Origin of the sequence: Paenibacillus sp. H1-7 (assembly GCF_022354825.1) — a bacterium.
Taxonomy (GTDB): domain Bacteria; phylum Bacillota; class Bacilli; order Paenibacillales; family NBRC-103111; genus Paenibacillus_S.
Map to the genome: position 1 here is coordinate 4,825,566 of NZ_CP031168.1, position 18,723 is coordinate 4,844,288.

An 18,723-nucleotide genomic window follows, 5' to 3' on the forward strand; every position below is an offset into this window, starting at 1 on the left:
ACATCTTGGGAAATATATGTAATTGATGATTTCCTCCGGATGCCGCTTCAGGTCAAGTATTGGAAACATCAAAAAAGAAAAAGCCCATGATATCATGGACTTTTTTCGTTAAGCGAATGATTTATTTTTTTAATTTTTCATCAATCGCTTTGTTCGCCTTTTCTTCCGTTTCCCGTAAGACTGTATTAACATCTTTCCCGGCTGCCAATTCTTTGGACGCAGCATCGAGCGCCGAACGAACTAAAGCGTCATATTCAGTAAGGGGGTCGTTTATTTTGCGTGTTTTTGACTTAAATATGCCGCTGATGTTTTTTCCTTGGATAAAAGGTACATTTGCGCCATACTGCGTTTGAAAATCTGCTTTGGCTAAAGCGGAAATTTTTCCACTTTTGCTCATTTCTGCTTGCACCTCATCGGAGGTAAAGATAGACATCACTTGAAAAGCCTCATTCTTATATTTGCTTTGCTTATTCAGCATGATCGTATGTGGGGTGATGATGCGGCCAGTACCTATGGCTTCAGAGTAGTTGGGAAGCGAGACGAAATCCCATTGAAATTTATCCGTGATACTTGGATCAACGCTTGCTATCATATCGGGAACCCAGGCGGTCAGCATGGCTATATTCCCGTTCTTAAAGAAATCATTGGTACCATAAGTGAGTTTCTTATCCTCTCCAAGAAATCCTGGAATATCGATCATTTCTTTCATTGTGGTAAGAACTTTTTTCCAATTATCGTTATTAATTGTCGTTTTGTTCGTTGCCGGATTAACGTAAGGTAAAGAAAGTCCATACCCTAAACGGGAAACCGTATCGGGACTGAGTCCAATGTATCTGACCCCGTTTTCTGTTTTGGTTAATTTACGGGCTAACTGGATGATCTCATCCCAGTTCATCCCGTCTTTCGGATACGGGACGGCGAATTTATCAAAGATATCTTTATTATACAGAAGCCCTGCGATGTTTTGCGCGACAGGTAAAGCGTACATGGCACCATTTCCACCACTGTAAACTTTAACTGCGTCTATGGCATTAGAATCGAAACGGTTCAAATCTAAGTTGTTGCTCTTAATCAGAGTGCTCAGGTCTTCAGGCACATCAAGTTCTCGCCAAAGAGGAGTATTCGCATCTGTCGTATAGATCAGATCCGGAACGATGCCCGCGGCCACTAGTTCCTCCGGATTGGTGCCTGTCCCTTTACGTACAATATTAAACGAAATGTTAGGATATTTTTTTTGTACAGGCTGAACTATAAATTTGTCGATTTCCTCGTTGCTAATCGCCGCGTGCTGGTAGAGAGTAAGAGTTATCGGTTCGTTTGTAACTTTTGGTTGAACACTCACTACTTTGTCATCCTTTGCACCTGTTCCTTGGCTGCAACCCGCAAGTGCTGTGATCAATACAATGGAAGAAGCAAATCTAATTAAATTCATCTTTTTCCCCTCCTAATTGTGTCACTGACTAAACGAAAACTTAAGTAAGCGGTTACAAAAATCGTGATAATTATAGGCTTGTATGTTAGAGTACAAGCCATACTCACTCCCTAATCGATTGCTATCTTTCATATTACTAGCAGGAAATGTGTTTGTCTTTGTGGAAAGCGCTTACCATTTGTCATTTTTTCCAGCAATATTCTGCCCTTCCCTTTAATGATTGTAGGTAAGCGTAACTGTCTCCCTTAGAATCAGAAAAATTATTATCAGCACTGAGCAGACAACCCGTTATACCTAAAAATGCTTTTCGGCTGTATGAATTGCCTAATATTCACAGCATATGCAAAATGCTGCTCTTTAATTGAACGAAATATGATCGACACGTATCGTCTGTTTGCTTGAGCGAAATTTGCCTGGGGATATACCTGTCGACTTGCGGAACACTTTATTAAAGTAATTCTCGTCCGAATACCCGGTACGCCGTGCAATTTCACCCAAATTGAGTTTGGTTTGGCGAAGCAGCTCCATCGCTTTTTCTATGCGGATTTTTGTTAAATACTGCATAGCGGTCATACCGCATGTTGCGTGAAACAATCTCGAGAATTTGTACTTCGAGATACCAAGCGACAAGCTTAGTTCCTCAATGCTGTTGATGACAGCGTAATTCTCATGAATCAGCTTTAGCGCTTTTATAACAGCTTCGGGCCAAGTATCCGGCGAAGCCTGATTATACTTAATGGACTGGTAAACCTCCATTACAAACTGGGCTGCTAATCCCGATGCTTTGTAGCCATTGGTGATGTGCTTTTTGCTCGCTTCTAGGTAAACGTGTTCCAGTGTGCGAATCACCGGCGAATCGGGTGAAAAACGAACCACGGGGCCAGAATGATTTTGAACAGTGGACCAGCATTCCAAGGATTCCGGCCCAATTAAGGTAATAAAGATAAATTCCCAAAATTCGCTGTCTTTAGGAAGGTAATATCGGTGGTCGGTTCCAGTTACGACTAGAAAGGCAGAATGTTGTTCGAGCGGGTATGTTTGGGTCCCGATGCGAATTTCCCCCCTTCCGGCAAGCGTATATTGGAAAATGCATTGATTGTTGGTAGCCCTCTGTAGCCCATCCCAATCGTAGATCCTATTCCGCTTTTCCCAGCCTACATAAACGATTTCAGAAAATGCAGTAGACGGACCGTCTTTGAATTGAAAACCGTAAACGCTCATATCGCATCCCCTTGCAATTTTTTACCTATTCATGATAATTCATTACCATTGAGGTCCATATGAATCTATTATAATATTCAATTTGTACAACACAATACATAATGGAAATCTTTAAACTTCACTGCAATTTTCTCCACTTTATTAAAGTTTTGTAAAACTTGATTGAAGGGATTTGAAGCGAATGATAGCGAAGTTGAAAGTGGGACCTGCATTATCGGTTGTTCTTGTAACTAGTCTGTTGGCGGGTTGCAGCTCAGGCAGCTCGGATTCCGGCGCTTCTCCGGTCCCCAGTGCAGGGAAAACCGAAGAACATCATGAACCTGTGACGTTAAAGCTGCACCCGGGCCAAATGATCACACCGGAAGACTTAGAGCTTATGATTAATGAACCGCTCCACCGAAAATATCCTTATATTACCGTTGAGTTGATAGACAGGACCAAAAATGATTTGCAAAATCATGTAGCTTCAGGAAGTCAGTTGGATCTGATCACAACCTGGAACGGCAGCATGTCTGCGGCAATGGACCTGAAAGTATTCGAGGATCTGACGCCGCTGGCGAAAGCAAATAGTTTTGACCTAAGCCGGTTCGACCAGCAAGCGCTCGAAACCATCAAAAACATTTCCAACGACGGGACGCTGTACGGCCTGCCTTACAACCGGCAGTTTAACGCTCTTTACTACAATAAGGACATTTTTGATAAATTCGGAGTCGAATATCCGAAGGACGGCATGACCTGGGAAGATGTGATCCAGCTGTCCAAAAAGTTAACAAGGACGGAAAACGGCGTTGCTTATCGTGGACTGGATCCAGAAAGCATTCAAAGAATGAGTTTTCCTTTGTCCTTAAATATAGTGGACGCCAATACCCATAAAACAACCATAAGCGCTAACTACGAAACTTATAAAAAGCTGTTTGAATTGGGCAAGGACGTATACGCTTTACCAGAGAACAAACCGCCTAAATGGGGAACCAGCACATATGACTCTTTTATCAAAGACAAAACCGTCGCCATGACCGCAACCGTCAATATGTTCCCTTACATCGCGCAAGTCCCCGAATACAATTGGGATGTTGTCCAGTATCCGAGCTACAAGGATAAACCTAATGTTGCCGGGATGTACGACTTACATATCATGTCTATCAGCAAAACAAGCCAACACAAAGAAGAGGCGATGAAAGTACTCGAAGTTCTGTTCTCGGATGAAGTGCAAATGATCGCTACGAAAAAGACCGGGCGCATTTCGCTGCTGAACGATCCGAAATTCCAGCAGGCTTACGGTGCGGATATGCCTATTTTGAAAGGAAAACATCTGGAGGGGATCTTCAAGAGTAAGCCTGCGTCTGCGCCAAGGCTATCCATCTACTATTCCAAAGCTGTAAGTATTCTGGAAAGTCACTTCAGGCAATATGTTGACGGAGCAAAAGATACGAATACGGCGCTTCGTGAAGCCGAGGAGGAAATTAATAATTACGTTCGTTCGCAAACCGGAAGCTAATCGAGCGCGACTACCCGCGCTTCCTATCCTCGGGAACATTTCCCGGGGATTTTTTCTAGTTTAAGTATGAATCTCGAACCTTGTGAGAATCTTTGTGAAAATAAAAAAGCTTAGAAGGACCGAATGAGGTCCTGATCTAAGCGCACTAATGCTATTAATGAATGTAGGAGTCGTTGGTTACCCAGGCCCCTCCTTCGTCGGTACTCCTGTAGAACATCGTTGCCGATCGAAGGGCCCCTTCTACCGCAGCTTCTACAGTAGAAAAGCGGTTTTCCTCGGAAAACTCCGGGTCAGCCTGGTCCGCTCCCCGATAATAGTGGCTGAGCTCAAAAAAGTAATTGTCCATCCGGTTTCTTAGAATTCGAATTCCAATTTGTTTACCGTCAATGCGAGCTTTAAACGATGAGACGATTTCGTGCACCGCTTGGATATCCGCATGAATATGCTCAAGCTTTGATAAATCGAACATTAAGGTTTCCCTCCTCTTTCGCTGCCATAATCAGCTTACATTATTCCTTCATCTATAAGCTTTTATACTTTAGAGACCGCCTCTAGCGCCCCATTATCAGGTTGCCAACTGCATCCCTCATGGATCACTCTTGCGCCAAGCGTTCGAAAAACGAGCGTAGCGGGCTGTTCTGTCCAGAAAGAGATTGAAAACGTTGCTGTATCGCGCGAAAATCAGTGTTGTCGCTTATTTGATCGATGCCGCCGAACCGAAAGACGGCAAGTTTGCGCAGCGTAGGGTTTTCGACCTTACTCATTAATGCTTTCGCAAATCGGTCGCCGCCGATTACTGTAAACGGTCGTTCGAAGAAAAGCTTCGTCTCCTCCTCAAGCGTATCGGTCAGCTGCAATTCGTTATGCATCCGTGAGACAATCCGATAAGCATGCGCCAACGCTTGCTCACGTTCTTTCCACTCTTTTGCATGTTGTCCCGCTATCAGGTGGGGCATCATTTCGGGCGCACAAGCGAGCTGTCGAAAAGCTGTTCCGAACCATTTGGGATAAGGGGCGTAACGCCGCTCTATTAGGAAACATAAATACATGATATCTCGTATTAAACGGGATGCGATTAGTCCTGACCCAAGCTCATCTCCCACGAAGCCTGCTCGCGGCATCAAATGCTCTTCTTGTCCGATCCGGTTCCATACTGATGCCATGAGGAACAGCCATACATCCTGCGGATAAAAACGCAGCCCTTCCCGAGCGACCGTCAACTCGCCGATATCGTCCCGGTAGACGGCTCCGCTGGTTAGCTCCGCCAATGTCTGCGAAGGGATCGTCAGCCAGTCAATCAGATCCAAACCTTCGAACTTTCCGATGAGTTTGATACCGAGTCGACTGCCCAAATAAGCGGGTACGGTTGTAACGATCGTTTTTCCGATATCGACAGAATAACCTAAAAACGACGCTGGAGCTTCGTGTTGAAGAGCTGCAACAATAGCTTCCCGCTGTGATATGTCAGACTCACGTATAAAGATCAGCACACGTGGTCCCCAGTCGTGGTCTCGGGACATCGGTGTATCAAATCCAAGCACTTCGCTGCCGGGACCGATTAGCGCAGAAGCGAACGAAAGCGCCGGTATCCTCGAAGAAAGACGTGGCTCGATATAATTTTCATGGAAACAGCGGCTTAACTGGACTCCAGGAATATGGTCATTCATGGATGAGTCTCCTCTCTATTAGAGGCTGACATCAAGCGAACAGGTCGGAGAGCATGCCCCTGTACACACCCTTGCCAGCCAAATGGATCCTGGTTATACAACAATGCTACAAATTATTCTAAAACGTTATACACTAAAGACAAAGCAAAAGTTTTGAACATTTCCTATTCCCCATTAATTCACCCCAGGGTTTGTACGGAATCCGTGGTCCTCATATACATCGGATAATTAGGAATATTTTGTATCCTTGTACCATATGTTGAATTGCAATCTCTTTCAAATCCTTGAGGAGGCAATAAACATGGAAACTGTCCGGTTTATTATGATAGGTGTCGGTGGCATGGGTAGAGAGCATATACGTCGGCTATTACAAATACCCGAAGCAGAAATCGTTGGGCTCGCGGATCCGTCTGCAGCGGCGGTAGAAGAAACGAAGAAGCGTTTTCCTGGATTGGCGGATGTTCCCGTCTATACGGATTATCAGGAAGCGATTGAGCGGGCGAACGCCGATGCGGCTGTAATCGTCTCGCCGCACAGCATGCATTTTGACCAAGGAATGGCCTGCTTGAACGGAGGACTGCACGTATTGATGGAGAAGCCGTTCGTAGCCGGATCCAAAAATGCAGAGCGCATTATCGAACATGCGGAAACAGTGAACAAACATCTTGCTGTCGCCTACCAACGTCACTTGGCTGGCCCGTATATATACATTCGAAACCTTATCCAGAGTGGAGAATTAGGAAAAATCAATTATATATGCGCCTATCAGGCACAGAGCTGGCTCATGGGCACAACGGGTACTTGGAGGCAAAATCCGGCTCTCTCCTGCGGAGGTCAATTAAACGATTCGGGCAGCCATTTGCTCGATATTGTTTTGTGGGCGACAGCTCTTGAACCGGAAAGCGTGTCTGCTTTTATTCACAACCGCGGATCTCAAGTGGATATTGACTCGGCTGTAACCGTCCGCTTCCGGGAAGGCGCTATTGCTACATTTAACATCGTCGGAAGCGCTAGCATCAGCTGGTGTGAAGATGTCTCCTTTCTCGGGGAGAAAGGGACCGTCTTATATCGCAACAATCGAATATTGGTCGCTAAGGAAGGACAAAGAGAAGCCGTTGAGGTGCCTGCTAACGAGCTGCCGGCGTCCAGTGATCCCAACCGGGATTTTGTTGATCTGCTCCTTGGTAAAGTCACCGAAGCGGCTGCACCGGCGAGCTGCGGTTTAAACATCGCGCGTTTGACTGAAGCAGCTTGGGAAAGTGCGGCTAACGGTAGTCAAATAGTCCGGATTTAAATCCGGATACATACAAACCCTCTAAACACCTCATGCTCTGACGTGTTAGAGGGTTTTCATTCTGAGCATTTGTCTTGTTTATTTGGCCAAGTACTGGTATAAAGCGATGTTACCACTCAGCTTTCATACGTTCCCGAAAAAAACCACCATTAGGACCGTGTTCATCGAGTGTAGCTAGCCAAACGGCAGTATCTGCTCCTTCTGCGACAGTAAGGGGAGCATCTGCCCCTCCCATATCCGTCTGTACACTGCCAGGACAAGCCGCATTCACTTTTATACCCTTGTCTGCCACATCGTGTGCTACTAAACAGGTTAATGCATTGATCATCGTTTTTGAGATGCGATAAGCGGATGAGCTTCCCTTTAAATCTAGCAAGCCTTGATGAACTTGAAAAGCTCCCAATCCCGACGATACATTAACAATTCGTCCAAAATGATGTTCAATCATCAATGGTACGACAGCCTGAATTAGATTCAGAACTCCAAAGTAATTGGTCTCAAATGTTTTTTTCATTACGCTTTCCTTAACGTTTAAGATGGAAGTTCCTCTATCGAGAATGACCCCTGCATTATTCACAAGGATATCAAGACGGCCGTATTTTTCTTTCACACGCTTCATCATTTGGAGAATGCTGTCGTGACTACTCACATCTACTACTTCTAACTCAACCGACACCCCGCTCTTGCTCAATTGTTCTACCGCATTTCTTCCCTTATCTTCATTCCGGCATCCGATCAATACGTTTATGCCTTTCAAGGAAAGCTGGCGAGCGATTTCCATTCCGATTCCTCGGTTCCCTCCAGTAACTAATGCAATTCGTGGGTTAACTTTATTCATGTTGGTTCCTCCGTTCGGCTGATCAATTGTTTCCACCTAAATAAACTGTCTTCTAATTGAGACTCGGCTTTGCGTAAAAGCTCGATTTGACTTTTCATTTCAGCTAATTTTCTTTCACCGATTTCTATAGCATTAGGGAGGCATTGTTGTTTCTCTCCGTTTTGGAATAAGCAGTCAAAGAAATCCATGATTTCTTTCGCCCTGAGTCCAAGGCTAAAGTAAAGTTGGATAAATTGGACTTTTTCAATATCCGATTCAGCATAATCCCGATACCCATTCTCCAGGCGAGTGGGAATTAATAATTTCCTCTCTTCGTAATATCTCAAAGAACGCATACTCACGCCTGTCCTTTTTGACAGCTCACTAATATGTATAATGATCACTCCCATATTGATTTTATAGTCATTCTAAACCATCACATCATGTGAAGGTCAATAGTAGTGTGGTTATGAATCCTTATATCTGATAACGCTCCCAGCAATAAAGTCATACAAAGTACGTCTATTCTTATTCATTAACGGGCTTATCAAATAAATAAATCCCAGACCATAAACAATGGAAAATAATGAATAAATGACAGTATCCGAATACCCGGTTGGGATGACGATATGCCATATGGTAAAATGGGCAAGCTCCCATGGGAAGAATTTCACGGCAGAGCGCAAAAGAGAGTTTCCAAGTCCGATGGGTTGACCTCGCATGTCCGCAACCAGAATTCCCATTTTTCGTTTTCCCCATGTCGCTTGAGATTTAGACCCTTCACTTATTGCAAAATAAAGAAATACAGGCAACGTTATCAATACAAATCCTGTGACCTCTGCTGACAAAGGGCTTGCCGTAAATAGAGGAATGAGTAACGGGTTGAATAAAAAAGATACTCCGGTCAGCAGGAAGAGATAACCCAGAATAATAATATAATCCCATAAAAAGGCGTATAAGCGGGTGCTGACCGATACACTTTTTAGATGTTCATGGCTTCGTACCATTTTAGCCTCCAGACCTCATCTCTGTTGTTAAACTAATCCTTCCTCTGTCCAACTATACTGGATTCATAACTAATCAGTTGTCATTTTGCACGTTGAACTTTAAAGATTTTGACCAAAAATACATTCCCATACCGAATAAAGTCATTATACCGCCTAAGAACTGAAACAAGGATATGGTTTCTCCTAATAATAAGTACGCAAGAATAATGGCAAGTACAGGTTCTCCAATAATACCGACGGAGACCGTTGTTGCTCCAATTGATTTTAATAATAGATTAAATATATACTGTCCGAATATAGTCGGGATGACTGCTAGCAGCAAAAAGTAAGTCCAGTCGGATGAATGGTATTCAATGAAAGAGTAATGATTTATCAGATTATAGATGAGCATAACGGTGCCGCCAATTAAAAAAACGAAGATGCTGTACACATTTGCATCGATTTTACGGCTTACTTTCTGTCCCGCCAATAGATAGGCAGAAACGAAGAATGTGCCTAGTAACGATAAACCGTCTCCAATCAGCGCTTCTTTCGAAACCACTATGTCTCCCCAGGCTATAAGGATTGACCCCAATAGAGCAACGATCAAGCAAAAAACGGTGAGCAGACTGACTTGTTCCTTGAACAAAAAGTAGGAACCGATCATTACAAATAGCGGCTGTAACGACAAGATGACCATCGAGCTTGCAACTGAGGTATACACTAATGATTCCATCCAGAATAAAAAGTGCAGCCCCAGAAAAAGACCGGCTAAAAGAACGGTACTCCAATCTTTTATATCCATCTTTAAAGAGCGTAGCATCTTCCAAGGTACAAAAACGAGCATGATGATAACCGAAATAAACAATCTGTACATACCGGCCACGGAAGTAGGTGTATCTGAAAATTTTATCATGATGGAAGACATAGAAACGGACAATATACTGATACATAACAAAATAAACGGATGAGAAAGTATAGACGCCTTATTTAATTTAGCCATCGTTCCTCCAAGCGGTTATACAATTACCTGTGCACAGAATTGTAATGATATGTCGAAGCTGGATATAATAATATCATCATCAACGTCTACATTGTGCAACTATATCTTTAATTTATATCGAATTATCGTCAAATAAAGGAGCCTGTTACTTTTGAAAAAACAATTGCACGAAGCCATTCAGTATCCTGACGAGGCTTTTCCATATATCATGTACACTCATACTAATCATGGATCTATTCCTGTAGGCAGAGGCGTTAACGATCTGCATTGGCACGAAGAATTACAAATCACTTTGGTGACCAAAGGGAAACTGACGATACAAATCAACGGAATCGATTATGATTTAGAATCGGGACAAGCCGTTTTTATCAATAAGAGTGTCCTTCACGTTGTTACGCATCTAACTCATGATGGTGAATATGTGAGCTTTAATTTTCCGGAGAAGCTGCTTGCCTTTTATTCAGATAGTGCCATGGAAAAAAACTATGTACTTCCTTTTACCAATTCTTTTTTATTATCACTAGAAATGAAAGGAGATACGGAATGGCAAAAACAAATCCTGCAAACACTTTGGGAAATGAAGAAGGAATTTGAAGTAAAAAAAACCTGGGGATGGCAGTATGAGATTTCCATCAAGACGGTTCAATTGTGGTTGCTTCTCATATCTAATATTTCCTTATCTTCCGAGGAATCATCTAAATACAACAGACTTCAACAAGAGAGACTGCAGCTGATGCTTAGCTTTATCCACCAGAACTATACCGATAACATAACGTTGAAGGAAATTGCTGACGTAGCACATTTGAGTGTTTCGGAGTGCACCCGCAGCTTTAAAAAAAGCATTCATATGACTCCATACTATTACTTAGTTAAGTACCGTATTAAAAAGAGCTGCGAGCTGTTAGAATCTACGGAATATACGATTACCGAAATTGCCCAGAGAGTTGGTTTCAATCGTGTAAATCATTTTATTCAAGCATTTAAAAAGCAACGTGACATTACACCTAAGGAATTCCGTAAAATTAGGAATAATAAATAAAAAGGCCCGCTCAAAAGTGTCTTGCTTTATTAATTAATTTCTCGTTGCTCTGTCTAGTGATCCAAGGGGGATCGTACGGTTCTCCGTTTGTTAGTGCAACGCGGCTGCCGATCGATGCCGGCAGCCGCGTATTAGTTTCCTATTTTATCTTAACGAACCTTGAAGTCACAATTAGTTTTTAAGTACTTACCGCCATTTATGATTACGGCATCCTCCGAATGAGATTCAATAACACCTCCATGGTCAATGATTCTACCATTCTGCCATACAGCTACAAGAAATCGAAAATATCGCGCGTTATCAAAATCAATCTTATGCTTTAAAATACTCCCCTTTATCCCCATATATTTGTTCAACCCTTTACACTAATAATGTGTTTCATTATTAGTGATAATACTCGAAATACAATGTCGATTGCTTCAGAAATGTGGAGCAAATGATGACTATTATTGTCGACCCAACAACTATTTACATAAAATTACCGCCGGATCTGCATCTGCTGTCGCCTATGGAGCAATCCGTAAGTACAGTTGTACATCTTCATAAAGACGAACAGCCCCCATAACCGCTCATGGCTTGGAGGCTTTTCATGCTTATAGCAAGCTACTTCAAATTGATTATTCTAATTTTCTCCATATCAATCTTCGGTTCCCGATTAATAGTGAGTAAGCCATTAACCTCCTGCTGTACGTCGGTCAACTGCGTGTAGCAGAAGCCGCTGACGTAATCCAAATTTTTGATTGCTTGGGTGATTCCCTCATAACGCGCCAAGAACTCTTCTTCGTTCTTCACCTGGTTGCCGTAGCCCCAGCCTTCCTCGCTCTTGAATGCGATACCGCCATATTCACTGATGATTACCGGCTGGCCATTATAGGTGTATCCATCGGCGAACGGGAATCGGTGTTTATCATGACAAACCTCGTTGCTGAGCAGCACGTCCTTATCCTTATACCTAGCTTCCAATGCTGCGCCGAACTCCTCGTAGTCATGCAGTGTAATGATATCCGAAACGGTGTGCTCCCAACCATCGTTAACGATGACAGGCCTCATTTGGTCATACGACTTGGTCAAATTATAGATCGATTCGGTGAACTGTTGTTGCCTCCGGTCCCTTGCGACGTTTCCGATGCCCCATGATTCATTAAACGGAACCCATGTAACAATGCTCGGATGGTTGTAATGCTGACGAACAACTTCCATCCACTCTTTCGTGAACCGTTGTACCGCGTCATCCCCGAACTCATACGTGGCCGCAATTTCCGACCAGACGAGCAATCCCTTTCGGTCCGCCCAGTACAAGAATCTTGGATCCTCCAGCTTCTGATGCTTGCGCACGCCGTTAAAGCCGAGCGCCAACGTTTTCTCGATATCTTCAATGATTGCTTCTTCAGAAGGAGGCGTCAGATGCGTATCTTCCCAATATCCTTGATCGAGCAGAAGACGCTGATAAATGGGGTGGTTGTTGAGCAAGATGCGATCACCTTTGATTTGAATGCGGCGCATACCGAAATAGGTATGCACGGTATCAATCGGCTGACCATCTTTTTTAAGAATAACCTTCACATCGTACAAATTCGGATGATTCGGATGCCAGGTGTGAACCTTCCATTCGCCGACATCGTTCATGACGCTTAAATCCACCTTCAGGAGTGTCCGGTCTACATTCGTTTCAGTAGAACGGATCAGCTTCCCGTCGAATTGAATCATGGTCTGCAGCGTCAAGCCGTCAAAGGAACGAACGGTGCTTCCTAGCTCGTATTCGAAGGAAACCGACGCTTCGGCCAGATTCGGGGTAATCTTCGCTCTGCTTACATGGAGAGCATCGACATATTCCAACCATACGGACTGCCAGATACCCGTTGTCTGAACGTACCAGCAACCGTAGTTTTTATCGATCCAGCGCTGCTTGCCTCGCGGCTGCATCGTGCTGTTGCTATCCTCGACCCGGACCGTGATACGGTTGTCTCCGCCAAGCTGTACAGCGTCCGTAATATCAAACGAAAACGCGGAATATCCGCCTTCGTGCGAGCCGATATAAACGCCGTTCACCCATAGCTTGGCTAAATAATCAACGGCTTGGAAATGGAGAATCACGTGCTTGTCTTCCATTTCTACCGGTATAGATACATTCCGTTCGTACCAGACGCATGGATGAAACTTCTCTTCACCGATGCCGCTTGCCTTCGTCTCGTACGTGAACGGAACTTGAATCGTCTGGTCCGTATCAAGCTTACTGTACCACTTGTTCCGCTCGCCTTCGAACGAATCATCAAAGCGGAAGCTCCACTCTCCGTTCAACAATTGCCATTCGTCGCGCACCCATTGCGGCCGGGGATAGTCCTTCAAATACTTGTGCGTGCTGCTCATGATCGATCCGCTCTCCTTTTGATTCACTATTTTGGTTACCGACACAACGAACAATTATTGGGCGGCTGCTTGTTCCTTGATATACAGGTTTAGTTTTTCCTGCGCATTCCGCAGAGCGGTATTCACATCGCTCCCTTTCAATATCATCTCATTGCCCGCTTCTACAATTAAGCTTCTGCCTTTCGTATCAAATTTCGTATGTTCATGTACTCCCTGCTGGAGGGTGAAGAACGCATTCGTATTTTTCCCCTTCAGGAACTCCAAGTCAGCGCCAAACTCTTTCTTCAATTCTTCCGTTTTCTTCAGAATCGGTATTCTTCCGCTCTTATTGATTATCTTCTGTACCTCTTCTCCGGCGACATAGGACAATACTTGAAAAGCTTGGTCCTTATGTTTACTTGTCGTGGTCACAAACATATTATGCGTTTCCGCCTGCCACGCATTGCCCTTGCCCTTCTCAAACGTGGGGAGCGTTACCATATCCCAATGAATCTCCTGACCGCTCCTTGTCAGTTTATCGATTTCACCGATGACATCTGTACCCCAATAGCCGGCCATAGCAACTTTTTGGTCTTTAACAAACACGGTGTGCGAGTTGCTTGTAAGTTTACCGTCCGTTACATATCCCGGAATGTCATACATCATTTTGTGCAGATTCAGTACCTTGGCCCAGCTATCCGTTGTCAATACGGCTTCGTTCGTCTGCTTATTCACATAAGGTAATGTAAGCCCCATTGCAAAGCGGTCCACCCCACCCGCGTAAAGCCCCAAATACTGAACACCCCCGTCATTACGTGTCAGCTTGCGCGCCAAATCGATTGTCTCATCCCATGTCATGCCTTCCTTAGGATAAGCGATTCCGAATCGATCAAATATGTCTTTGTTATAGAAGAGAGCAGGGATGTTCATTCGAAATGGTAGCGCAACCATTTCACCTTTTGCTCCAAACTTCTTGATGGATTCAATCGAGACCGGATCAAACTTGGACAGGTCCATTCCGAATTTTTTGATATATGGATTTAGATCCTCAATGATTTGCAATTCCTGTAAAGCAGTAATCCCAGGTAACCCGCCGATTAAAATATCGGGCACCTCACCCGAAGTTATCATATCCTGCAGCTTGCCGCTAACCATTTCCAATGTGATATGCGGATATTTCTTTTTAATCTGCTCAACAAAATAGGACTCAAAATCTTCTTGCGCGAAAAAGCCATGGGCAACCATTAACTTTAAAGTAACGGGTTCCGTACTGACTTCGGATATATCCGTGCTTTTTCCGCCAGACTCTTTTTGACTTTGGCAGCCGATATTCAGGAGCAGCGCTAAGACTGTGGCCGTTAGTACTAATTTCCTTTTCAAATTAGATCCCTCCATGTTCAGTGTATCTTTCTAGAATTAACTCTATATGACACAGCGCGGTGAAATACTCATCCATTAAACCAACTACCAATTGCGTGCTTGCGGAAGTGGTGCATCCATGTCAACACACCGGAAACAGAAACCGTTTTCATAATTTCCGCTTCGTTAGCTTGGGTTGCGAAAGAATCTCAATTCGATTAATCCCCCCTATCACCTGCCCCTCTATTCTTCATCTGACTGATAACTGCTAACTATCAGCCACTACTCTAACATCTGCATGCGAAGATACTCCTGTCTCATTTCTTGAGCCATGTCCGCACTTCCCCTCTTCTAGTTAATTTTAAAATTATCTTTATTGCATCCTGGTTAATATAATAGATTCCCTTTGCTCTTATGTCAATCAAAATGTTAATTAGTTAATTAAATGGTTATACTTTCGAGCTGAGTTAGGAGCATGCTAGACGTGACCATGAGAAAGAGGAATATGCTGAAGTGGCAGCCAAACCGGATTTGCTGTCTACCTGAAAAAAACAAAAAAAGCTTGATTTCTCAAGCTTTTTCGAGGCCAGTTATGTCCGTACTTTTATGTCGTCAGACATTTAGATATTGATGATAAGCATGCTCCCAAGCAGCGTATTAGGTCGCATCGTCGACTACTTCTGCCTCTTGAAAAACGTCGTGATTTTGGATGACGTGGCGTTTTTAATAGGGCTCCGCCTCAACCCTTTCATTCCCCTGAAGGCACCGGGATATCACTGCCGATGGGCGCCGGGATACCGAAGTCAGGCGTGCCGTCGGCATGCCATCCGAACTTCTGCGCGCAGGCGCATCGCAGACTCGCCCCGCCGTTCGATTCCGGAATCGCGTGATAGAGGATCCAGTCTTCGGTGCCGTCCGGCGATACGGTGAAGCCGTTATGCCCTGGGCCGAAGGCTTTGTTCTCCACACTTTTGGCGAAGACGGGACCATCGTGCTTGATCCAGCTGGCTGGGTTCATTACGTCGTCCGTCTCGGAAGCGGTCAGCATCCCGAGCGCATAGTCGTCCGACCAGCATGCGCTTGCCGAAAAAATGAGGAACAGCTTACCATTCCGCCTTAGGAATATCGGTCCTTCGTTAATCGCCATGCCGCCCTGCTTCTCCCAAGCCTCTGTAGGCGCGGACAGCAGCACTTCATCGCCAATCGTTGTCCAAGGATCGCTCATTTTCACCATATAGAGCGCTGACCCGTAATCCGGAAAACTCCCATACCCGGAATAGACAAAATACAGCTCGTCCCGGTGCTGCAGCACCGTACCGTCCAGTCCGGCGATCGCCGTGCGGATCTGCCCCTTGTCCACCCATTCGCCGCTAAGCGGATCGACCGACGCGTTCTCCAGCACATAGCACCGCCGCGTCTGGTCGCCCGGCTTGCCGCCTTGGCCGTCATTGGCCGTATAGTAGATGTACCATTTCCCCTGGATGAAGTGAATTTCCGGCGCCCATATGTTTTTGCAGTTCGGTCCGGTTTCAGGAGCCTGCCATACGGTTTGCGGTGTTTTATCGGCAATCCCGCTGATGGTAGCTGATTTCCAAATATCGATCCGGTTGCCCCGCGTCACCGTAAAATAATAAAACCCGTCCGTATGCCGGTATATCCACGGATCCGCGCCTTTTTCCACTAACGGATTGCGGAACGTTCTAGTCATAATGAAGCTCCTCCCCTACGGATTGCATTGGTAAATAATGAAAACATAATCTAACCTATCATACCAAATGATGATGTGATCGCCTATCATTTAGAAAACAACGAATAACAACCCGCTTTCGGCTGCCGGCACGAAGTATGAATGGCCCGACTATATAACGATGTCGGGCCATTCTTTTAAAGACATAAAATTATGATACAGCATTACTTAGCTTGTTTCACCAATCCAATACAACGCCGAGACAGGCCTGTTTGTTATTTAGGATCGTGCGCCACGCCTCAGCCGCCTGGTCGATCGGGAATCGGTGGGTTATTAGTTCCTCCGTCTTCAGCCAGCCCTCATGAATCCCTATAAGTGTTTCATTCATTCGCGGAGTCGTCCAGCCGGACGGGGTATGCAGGGTAATTTCTTTGGGCCTGAGCTTCTGGATGTCGACAATGCCTGAAGTTCCCAGAAACCCTGCAGAAACGATATGACTATCCCGGCTCATTAGCGGCATGAGCTGTTCCACGGTTTTCATCGAGCCAACGGTGTCCACCACGACGGAGATGGCTCCCAAGGAACCGAGCGCTTCATCTAGATCCGTGCCACCCGTCGTATCGACCCGCCGAATCCGTTCATCGGCATAAGCCATACGGTCCGGATGTCTGCCGAGAAGGATCACGTCTGCGCCCCGGTGCAATAGGGTTTGTGCCGACCAATGCCCAACCAGCCCATCACCGATTACGACAACGCGTTCTCCTTGACCAATTGGCGCCCTTGTCCCGCAGTTATACCCTACCTGAGTCAGCACCATACCGGAATAGGCGACCTCCGAGACGTCCTCGGGCAGCTTCCACACCTGACTCTTATCCGCTATCGCCGGATTAATGTGGCCGCCGGACGGGGAAAACATCCCGGAAATTCGACTTGCCGAGACGAAGACGCGATCTCCTTTGCGCAGATGATGGACAGCATTGCCTACTGATTGGACAATGCCGACCTTCTGATAGCCAGCAGCAATCGGAAACGGCCAAGGATCGCCTTCCTGATAGGATGTTTCCCCGGAAATCCGCTCCCCTCTAAGATAGGAAGACTCCGTTCCGATACTGATCCACGAATGCAGCACCTGCACCACGACATCCTGCTCTCCCGGCTCCGGAATGTCCACGGTCTGGTATTCAACCTGCAAACGGTCCGTAAATACTACTGCATTTCCTTTCATATCTATCGCCTCACTTTAATCAGCTTGACTAATACCAGGCACGAAACACACTTTGACCGCCTTCTGGCTTCGCAGCAGATCCACCGCCTGTGTGTATGCCTCCAATGGAAGCTCCACAGAAACCAGTGGAGCCAGATTGAGCCGGTTGGCTGCAATCAATTCCAGCGCATATTCCGCCGCTTCACGGTGATGACCCGGGTAACCGATTACCGTCAGGCTCTTATGGTTGAGTATATAATCGTCCCGCTGCACGGCAAACAGAGCAACCGCTTCCGTGGTATGATCCATGATATACCGGACCGCCTCTGGGTAACCGACACAATCGATCGCGATATCGAATGCGCTCTCGCTCCCCCGCGGCGCCACCTCAGGCGCACCGGGCTCATAAGCTTGATCGGCCCCAAGCTGCCGGGCTATTTGACGCCTCTCCGGGTTGGGGTCGATCCCGGTCACTGCGGCCGCCCCTTCAGCCAAAAGCATCTGGAGCGCAATCAATCCGGCCGGTCCCAAACCGTTGACCGCACACCGTCTGCCCTCTATGCCTACCGCCCGCTTCAGCTTCATCACGCTGGCACCTACGCACATAGCGAGCTCCAGCGAGGCCACCTGCGTATAATGCAGCTCCTTCGGAACAGCCAGCAAAAAATTTTCATCAATGACTACATACTCGGCATAGCAGCCCAGCTGATTATGACCGGGGTCTTTCCACGCACTTACAGTTTGACCGGGCTCGAATTGGGTGCAGCCCTCTCCTAGCTTGGCCACGGTTCCCGTCATCTCATGTCCCGGCTGTCCCGGAGGGTAAGGAAACGGAACGTAAGCTTGGTGGGTAAACATGGGTTTCCCGTAATAGATGTGCAAATCCCACTGCGGACAGGTTGTAACTGCCGTGACTTTGACCAGCACCTGTCCGGGACCGGGCTCCGGTATGGGCATCCGAACGAGCTCCGTCGTTTCCTTGTCAACAATTTGCAATGCTTTCATACTCATACGATCACATCCCTAAGATTATTTGAAAGATTTTCCGACTGACTGACGCTGACCGGAGCATTGAAATTCATTTTTGTTATAATAAGCTTGGAAGCGATTTCTTCTATGTACCATGTTACCCGAGCACAAAAGATTTGTATTTATTAAGATTGTTGCATT

At 45.6% G+C, this 18,723-nt stretch carries 16 protein-coding genes; 3 read left to right on the forward strand and 13 right to left on the reverse strand.

The annotated features are described in order from the left end of the window. Nucleotides 1-121: 121 nt before the first annotated feature. Both DVH26_RS21345 and DVH26_RS21350 read right to left on the reverse strand, forming a co-directional pair. Nucleotides 122-1,432: an ABC transporter substrate-binding protein gene (locus DVH26_RS21345; RefSeq protein WP_239625131.1), complete on the reverse strand. Its 1,311-nt coding sequence runs from the start codon at nt 1,430-1,432 to the stop codon at nt 122-124. 357 nt (nt 1,433-1,789) lie between these two features. Next, a complete protein-coding gene (locus DVH26_RS21350; RefSeq protein ID WP_239625133.1) occupies nt 1,790-2,653 on the reverse strand; it encodes a helix-turn-helix domain-containing protein in 864 nt (287 codons plus the stop codon). 181 nt (nt 2,654-2,834) lie between these two features. On the opposite strand from DVH26_RS21350, the gene DVH26_RS21355 reads away from it, so the two are divergent. Beyond that, nucleotides 2,835-4,151: an ABC transporter substrate-binding protein gene (locus tag DVH26_RS21355; RefSeq protein WP_239625136.1), complete on the forward strand. Its 1,317-nt coding sequence runs from the start codon at nt 2,835-2,837 to the stop codon at nt 4,149-4,151. 154 nt (nt 4,152-4,305) lie between these two features. Here DVH26_RS21355 and DVH26_RS21360 read toward each other — a convergent pair whose 3' ends face one another. Both DVH26_RS21360 and DVH26_RS21365 read right to left on the reverse strand, forming a co-directional pair. Next, nucleotides 4,306-4,620, reverse strand: coding sequence for a hypothetical protein (locus DVH26_RS21360; protein ID WP_239625138.1), 315 nt, complete (start codon nt 4,618-4,620; stop codon nt 4,306-4,308). A 124-nt stretch (nt 4,621-4,744) separates the two neighbouring features. Beyond that, a complete protein-coding gene (locus DVH26_RS21365; RefSeq protein WP_239625140.1) occupies nt 4,745-5,818 on the reverse strand; it encodes a DUF4037 domain-containing protein in 1,074 nt (357 codons plus the stop codon). Between the two features lie 301 nt (nt 5,819-6,119). Between DVH26_RS21365 and DVH26_RS21370 the strand changes: the two genes are divergently transcribed. Continuing rightward, a complete protein-coding gene (locus DVH26_RS21370) occupies nt 6,120-7,112 on the forward strand; it encodes a Gfo/Idh/MocA family protein (protein ID WP_239625142.1) in 993 nt (330 codons plus the stop codon). Between the two features lie 109 nt (nt 7,113-7,221). On the opposite strand, the gene DVH26_RS21375 is transcribed toward DVH26_RS21370, so the two are convergent. The 4 genes from DVH26_RS21375 to DVH26_RS21390 form a co-directional block, all read right to left on the reverse strand. Further along, nucleotides 7,222-7,950 (reverse strand): SDR family oxidoreductase, encoded by a 729-nt coding sequence (locus DVH26_RS21375; RefSeq protein WP_239625144.1) that lies wholly within the window; start codon nt 7,948-7,950, stop codon nt 7,222-7,224. Continuing rightward, nucleotides 7,947-8,285 carry a MerR family transcriptional regulator gene (locus DVH26_RS21380; protein ID WP_239625147.1) on the reverse strand — a complete coding sequence of 113 codons (339 nt, stop codon included), beginning with the start codon at nt 8,283-8,285 and terminating at the stop codon, nt 7,947-7,949. The genes DVH26_RS21375 and DVH26_RS21380 overlap by 4 nt, the downstream gene beginning before the upstream one ends. A gap of 111 nt (nt 8,286-8,396) precedes the next feature. Beyond that, on the reverse strand, nt 8,397-8,936 hold the full coding sequence (locus DVH26_RS21385) for an RDD family protein (protein ID WP_239625149.1): 540 nt from the start codon (nt 8,934-8,936) through the stop codon (nt 8,397-8,399). Between the two features lie 73 nt (nt 8,937-9,009). Further along, nucleotides 9,010-9,918 (reverse strand): DMT family transporter, encoded by a 909-nt coding sequence (locus tag DVH26_RS21390; protein WP_239625151.1) that lies wholly within the window; start codon nt 9,916-9,918, stop codon nt 9,010-9,012. 151 nt (nt 9,919-10,069) lie between these two features. Here DVH26_RS21390 and DVH26_RS21395 point away from each other — a divergent pair, with 151 nt between their 5' ends. Continuing rightward, nucleotides 10,070-10,957, forward strand: a complete 888-nt coding sequence (locus DVH26_RS21395) for an AraC family transcriptional regulator (RefSeq protein ID WP_239625153.1) — start codon at nt 10,070-10,072, stop codon at nt 10,955-10,957. 603 nt (nt 10,958-11,560) lie between these two features. Here DVH26_RS21395 and DVH26_RS21400 read toward each other — a convergent pair. The 5 genes from DVH26_RS21400 to DVH26_RS21420 form a co-directional block, all read right to left on the reverse strand. Then, complete coding sequence (locus tag DVH26_RS21400; RefSeq protein WP_239625155.1) at nt 11,561-13,324, reverse strand: glycoside hydrolase family 2 protein; 1,764 nt, start codon at nt 13,322-13,324, stop codon at nt 11,561-11,563. Between the two features lie 54 nt (nt 13,325-13,378). Beyond that, the gene (locus DVH26_RS21405; RefSeq protein ID WP_239625158.1) at nt 13,379-14,683 is read right to left on the reverse strand and encodes an ABC transporter substrate-binding protein; all 1,305 of its coding nucleotides are present in this window, start codon (nt 14,681-14,683) and stop codon (nt 13,379-13,381) included. 727 nt (nt 14,684-15,410) lie between these two features. After that, the gene (locus tag DVH26_RS21410) at nt 15,411-16,370 is read right to left on the reverse strand and encodes a glycoside hydrolase family 43 protein (protein WP_239625161.1); all 960 of its coding nucleotides are present in this window, start codon (nt 16,368-16,370) and stop codon (nt 15,411-15,413) included. 217 nt (nt 16,371-16,587) lie between these two features. After that, nucleotides 16,588-17,574 carry an alcohol dehydrogenase catalytic domain-containing protein gene (locus tag DVH26_RS21415; RefSeq protein WP_239625164.1) on the reverse strand — a complete coding sequence of 329 codons (987 nt, stop codon included), beginning with the start codon at nt 17,572-17,574 and terminating at the stop codon, nt 16,588-16,590. Nucleotides 17,575-17,589: 15 nt separating this feature from the next. Next, nucleotides 17,590-18,564 (reverse strand): zinc-dependent alcohol dehydrogenase, encoded by a 975-nt coding sequence (locus tag DVH26_RS21420; RefSeq protein ID WP_239625166.1) that lies wholly within the window; start codon nt 18,562-18,564, stop codon nt 17,590-17,592. Nucleotides 18,565-18,723: the final 159 nt, after the last annotated feature.

Bases quoted from the DNA above. Each gene is read 5' to 3' on its own strand.
- DVH26_RS21345 (WP_239625131.1), bottom strand. From the start codon at position 1,432: ATGAATTTAATTAGATTTGCTTCTTCCATTGTATTGATCACAGCACTT.
- DVH26_RS21350 (WP_239625133.1), bottom strand. From the start codon at position 2,653: ATGAGCGTTTACGGTTTTCAATTCAAAGACGGTCCGTCTACTGCATTT.
- DVH26_RS21355 (WP_239625136.1), top strand. From the start codon at position 2,835: ATGATAGCGAAGTTGAAAGTGGGACCTGCATTATCGGTTGTTCTTGTA.
- DVH26_RS21360 (WP_239625138.1), bottom strand. From the start codon at position 4,620: ATGTTCGATTTATCAAAGCTTGAGCATATTCATGCGGATATCCAAGCG.
- DVH26_RS21365 (WP_239625140.1), bottom strand. From the start codon at position 5,818: ATGAATGACCATATTCCTGGAGTCCAGTTAAGCCGCTGTTTCCATGAA.
- DVH26_RS21370 (WP_239625142.1), top strand. From the start codon at position 6,120: ATGGAAACTGTCCGGTTTATTATGATAGGTGTCGGTGGCATGGGTAGA.
- DVH26_RS21375 (WP_239625144.1), bottom strand. From the start codon at position 7,950: ATGAATAAAGTTAACCCACGAATTGCATTAGTTACTGGAGGGAACCGA.
- DVH26_RS21380 (WP_239625147.1), bottom strand. From the start codon at position 8,285: ATGCGTTCTTTGAGATATTACGAAGAGAGGAAATTATTAATTCCCACT.
- DVH26_RS21385 (WP_239625149.1), bottom strand. From the start codon at position 8,936: ATGGTACGAAGCCATGAACATCTAAAAAGTGTATCGGTCAGCACCCGC.
- DVH26_RS21390 (WP_239625151.1), bottom strand. From the start codon at position 9,918: ATGGCTAAATTAAATAAGGCGTCTATACTTTCTCATCCGTTTATTTTG.
- DVH26_RS21400 (WP_239625155.1), bottom strand. From the start codon at position 13,324: ATGAGCAGCACGCACAAGTATTTGAAGGACTATCCCCGGCCGCAATGG.
- DVH26_RS21410 (WP_239625161.1), bottom strand. From the start codon at position 16,370: ATGACTAGAACGTTCCGCAATCCGTTAGTGGAAAAAGGCGCGGATCCG.
- DVH26_RS21415 (WP_239625164.1), bottom strand. From the start codon at position 17,574: ATGAAAGGAAATGCAGTAGTATTTACGGACCGTTTGCAGGTTGAATAC.
- DVH26_RS21420 (WP_239625166.1), bottom strand. From the start codon at position 18,564: ATGAGTATGAAAGCATTGCAAATTGTTGACAAGGAAACGACGGAGCTC.